Annotated in this window: 3 protein-coding genes; 1 reads left to right on the top strand and 2 read right to left on the bottom strand. The window is 36.7% G+C overall.

Features of this window, described 5'->3' with window-relative positions:
- Positions 1-1391 (bottom strand): FAD-dependent oxidoreductase (locus tag BLP58_RS11495; RefSeq protein ID WP_074484284.1); only part of this gene is annotated, 1391 nt, incomplete at its 3' end.
- 362 nt (positions 1392-1753) lie between these two features.
- Between BLP58_RS11495 and BLP58_RS11490 the strand changes: the two genes are divergently transcribed.
- On the top strand, positions 1754-2596 hold the full coding sequence (locus tag BLP58_RS11490) for a fructosamine kinase family protein (RefSeq protein WP_025084258.1): 843 nt from the start codon (positions 1754-1756) through the stop codon (positions 2594-2596).
- Positions 2597-2870: 274 nt separating this feature from the next.
- Here BLP58_RS11490 and BLP58_RS11485 read toward each other — a convergent pair whose 3' ends face one another.
- Positions 2871-4271, bottom strand: coding sequence for a replication initiation protein (locus BLP58_RS11485; RefSeq protein WP_013851171.1), 1401 nt, complete (start codon positions 4269-4271; stop codon positions 2871-2873).
- Between the last annotated feature and the right edge of the window lie 405 nt (positions 4272-4676).

The raw sequence follows: 4676 nt of genomic DNA, 5'->3' as shown, positions 1-4676 counted from the left end.
CCTGCCATATCCTTTTTCATGTCTTCTTCTGAATGATACGGCATCGCTCCTTGACCAATGCTATTTTTGCCAAAAATCATCCAAGTTGGTTTATCTAAATTGGTCTCTTGCTGATAATTTGCTCTGGTCAAATAACCGTAAGTCGTGTCCTCGTTAACATAACGATTACCTAAACCATTAACATAGAACATCGGAAAAGTCTTAATGATATCCGCAAATCCTGCCGCAAATTTAAAGTCGGCATCCATTGCACCACTGACTCCTGCAAGTCCTGCACCTTGAATCATCCCTAAGACAATGCCATCACCAGTATCATACTTCGAATTTAGCAAAGTATGCTTCTGAATGTCACGATACTGCCAAGGATCAATCTGTTTAGCAAGTTCTTCATTATGATCAATACTTGCAGTGGCTAAAACTACGCCTTTTTTAGCTCGGAAATTCATCTTTTTGCCAAGATGATCAACTGCTACACCAACAACATGATTATTAGTCTTATTTTCCGTAATCAAACCAACAACAGGGGTATCGTAGATGATTTTTACGCCAGCTTCCTTAGCAGCTTTCCAAATCTTAGTCATCATAATGACACCAGCACCATTAACACCGCCATTCTCGTAAACGTGAATTCTTGGTGCAAAATTTTGCTTATCTTCATAAGGGATTACTTTATGACCATAGACATTTTTCCACTTCAAGCCTAACTCACTGAGCCAATCAATTGAATTAGCAGCATCTTGGATAAAATCAGCCAGCAAATTTCTATTTACATGACCTTCACCGGTCTGCAAATATTCAGCTAAATGCTTTGCGGGACTATCATTTTGATAGGTAGTATATTTTTTCTGCCACTTGGTTCCAGCAGCTTGAATGATTCCTTGCGAATAATTACTTGTTCCGCCAATCATCCCTGCCTTTTCAAATACCACAGTCTTGGCACCATTTCTAGCTGCTTCAACAGCTGCTGATAACCCTGAAATACCTGAACCGGCAATGATCACATCATATTCATCTTCAAAGTCAACGTCATCTTGATAAATTCGTCTGGATAATGGCTTGGCATATACCGACACCTTGACTTGGGACTTAGGTTCAATCTCTGCATCCAATGCTTCAGTTTCCGTTAATTCGTCTTCAGCGACTGCAACTGCCTTTTTAGCAGCTTTTAATGCAGCGCTTGATGAGAAAGTCGCACCCGTCACCGCATCTACATCTACGCTTTTAGCAGAATTCATCTTATCTAATGTTCGCTTAACTGCCAACTCGCCCACCGTATTATGAGCAATATCTTTAGCAACAATTTTTTGAATTTGATTATTTTCAATTAAAGCTTCAACCGTTATAGGTCCATGAAAGCCTTTTGCTTTTGCAATATATTTTCCATCTTTCATTTTGCTATCCTTTCAGTAAATCGCTTACATTTGTATAATAGGATACTTACATTTAATAAGCAACACTTTAGGCGGAATAACCTGTATACAGGTTATGAGTATCTGAACTGTGTAAAATCTTATTGAATTATCCATATACATGTAAATGCAATTGCACGTGTATGTGCATTTATATAATTATTTATATGTGCATGTGCATACATATTTTGTGCATGTGCATACATATTTGCATCCTGTCATACATGTGCACGTGCACTTTCAGTGTGCTTGCATTTAGGTACCAATCAATCCATTTTAATTAAAGAAAGGAACCAATTGAATTAAACTAAAGGCGTAAGAACTATATTAAAGAAAGGATTAATATGCGTTTAAATCAAAAATGGCTTAGTCAATTGCCTGTAGACAAAATTATTTCATGTAGAACTGTTCATGGCGGTGACATGAATGAAGCTTATCAAATTCAAACCGATAAACAAATTTATTTTATGAAAGTCCAGCCTAACAAGCCTGCTTCATTTTTTGATCATGAAAAAAGAGGATTAAGGGAAATAGCCAAAGCAAATGTGAATACCTTGTCAGTAATTGCCAGTGGTCAGATTGCAGGAGATGCATATTTGCTGTTGAATCGGTTATTGCCAAGCAGTGGTAGTCAAGCAGATCTAGGCAAGTTGGTAGCTAAGTTGCACCAACATCATAGTGAGCAATTTGGTTTTGGCGACACTTACGAAACTAGAATTTTGAAAAAGGATAATCATTGGAATAAAAGCTGGACCGATTTTTATATCAATCAACGACTTCTTCCTGAAGTTGAATATGCTAAAAAAGTTGGACGTTGGAACGATTATCGCGAACAACATTTCCCAAAAATGGTAGCAGCTTTTGAAAAATATTATCAGCGGCATCCAGTCGTACCTAGCTTATGTCACGGTGACTTATGGTTTGGCAATGTCATGTTTTCCAATAATATGCCATATCTGATTGATCCGGATGCTGTGTATGCCGATAGAGAATTTGATCTGGCAATGACTACTGTCTTTGGCGGTTTTACGGATGAGTTTTATGCTGCATACAATTCGGTTTATCCATTAAAGCCAGGTTTAAATCAAAGACTTAATTGGCATCGTTTCTACTATTTATGCATGCATTTGGATCTATTTGGCGAAACATATGGCACTGCAGTAGATGATATTTTGAGCAATTTCTAAAAAGCTTAATGCAAATGCATTAGCAAATGTATTTGCAAATGCAATAACATCTGCATGTGCATTTACACTTGCAATAATAGTTCAAAAATTAAGTAAATAGTTATTAATGATACAACTTTATTATCACGCTACCAATAGGCTTCGCACGTTATGATAAATGCATGTGCAAATATCTGTGCATTTGCACTGTATCTTTAAAAAAGCAATAAAAAATGCCGCTATTCTCAACTTCACGAAGAGTAGCGGTATTTTTTGACAATACTATTAACTAAAATTATTTATCCGACTTCGGCATATTATTCTTAAGATCATTCAACCCTAATAGCATTTTTCTGATATTGGACAAATCCAATCGTTCTGAAGCAGAAATATCATGATCAGGATCAGCGATTTTGGCTAGCAACAAATCTTGATAATGATTTAATTCTGTATCAGTCATCGATTCAAGCGGCTTCGGCACATTCAAGAAGCTTTGTAAGAAAGTACCCTTGACGGGCTTTTCTTCCTCCAGTTTTCCTTCACGCTTAAGCTTCTCAGTCTTCAAAAGCTTCAAGAAGGTTTTATCATGGTCCTTAAGCAGGTCTAGGCTCTCTAGATAACCATATGTGCTAATCATATTTTTCAGTTCAAGATCCGTCAGTTTCTTTGTTTCAATGTCTAATCCGCTTTGATTAAACGGCGTATCTTCGAAGAAAGACTTAAGATATTCTTTATTTCCAGACTGTTTTTCCAAATGGGACGTACCGATCTTCTGGCCAAAATATCGATCAATGGCTTCATTCTTCTCCTTAAGCGTCAAATGAACATTGGTTTTGATATTAACAACAGCCCTAATGTCCGCGTCTTCAGGATTATAAATCAAGCGAGAGTTGCGTGCAGATTCCTTAGCCCAGAAAAAGTGGTACTTCTCAACTGTGTGATTAGGACCATACTGCTTTTTCAACCGCAGATTGCGGAAGAAGGGGCTTAAATCAATCAAAGCAGGCTTAAGAACACGATTGTATAGTTTCCCATTTTCGTATTTTTTAACCCTCTTGCCCTTACGAACGGTGAACAATCCTAGCTGCTCATAAATCTCTTCTTCGGTAAATTCACGCTCGCCGCGATACATATTCTGCATCAGTAGACGATACATATTTTTCGAATTCTGACGCTTGATTTTGATCATTTGCTGCAAATCAAAACGGGTATATCTGATCTGCATCGATGGATCAGCGGAACGAATCAGCCCATTGAACAGGTACCTGTACTCTTTGTTGACCTTCACCTCAACGTCGAGTGAGTCAGTATAAATATTCGTGTAATCAAAAATTGGTCTTAATTGCAGGTACTCTCGATTGTCTTCATCGTTTTTGAGAAATCCAGTCTTAATGTTTTCCAAATGGGCAAAAGTCTGAACTACCACTTTTTGAAAAGTTCGGTAGGACATCGTCCTCGGCATATGGAGATAGCGTTTTAAATCCTTTATCTTTATATCCACGACTGCTCCATCTTGTCCTTGAAGCTGCGCAACTAAAAAGAAAAAAATGTCAAGCTCATACTTAGTTAAGCTGCTTACGCCATAGTATTGCTTGCTGTCGTTTAAGTCATTATTGTATTTAACCAAGTTTTTCTTTCGGTCAGGAAAATTAAGTAATTCTCGTATTTTTTCTTGCTCTTTTTTCTTTTCGTCCATTTGAACCTACCCATTTTTTATACTTTTGATTTCATAATACACCACTTTCAGATACCTGTGTAGTTTGAACTGGAAATATTTAATAATTCCTAGAATAAAGCGTTTTAACGTCCCTAAATTTATTTCACTCTACACAAATTTTATAGATTTTTACTCAAAAATCCCTTTTATTTAATTTCAAAGCTGTAAAACCCTAAATTTTGTGTAGTTTGAGCTTTTTGGTCTAAATTTTTATAAAAAATGTGTAGTTTGAGCTTTTTACCCCATGATTTTTATAAAAATTGTGTAGTTTGATTCGCCTATTTTGAGCAAACCCTAAATTTTGTGTAGTTTGAGGTAAAATGAAAAACAAAAAAAGCTCCCACTAGCCTGTGGATAACTCTGGTGAAAACGCTTGAATTCACT

Origin of the sequence: Lactobacillus kefiranofaciens, assembly GCF_900103655.1 — a bacterium.
In the GTDB taxonomy this organism is placed as follows: Bacteria; Bacillota; Bacilli; order Lactobacillales; family Lactobacillaceae; genus Lactobacillus; species Lactobacillus kefiranofaciens.
The sequence above is the reverse complement of the archived record's forward strand: the minus strand, read 5'-3'. Positions and strand labels throughout refer to the sequence as shown.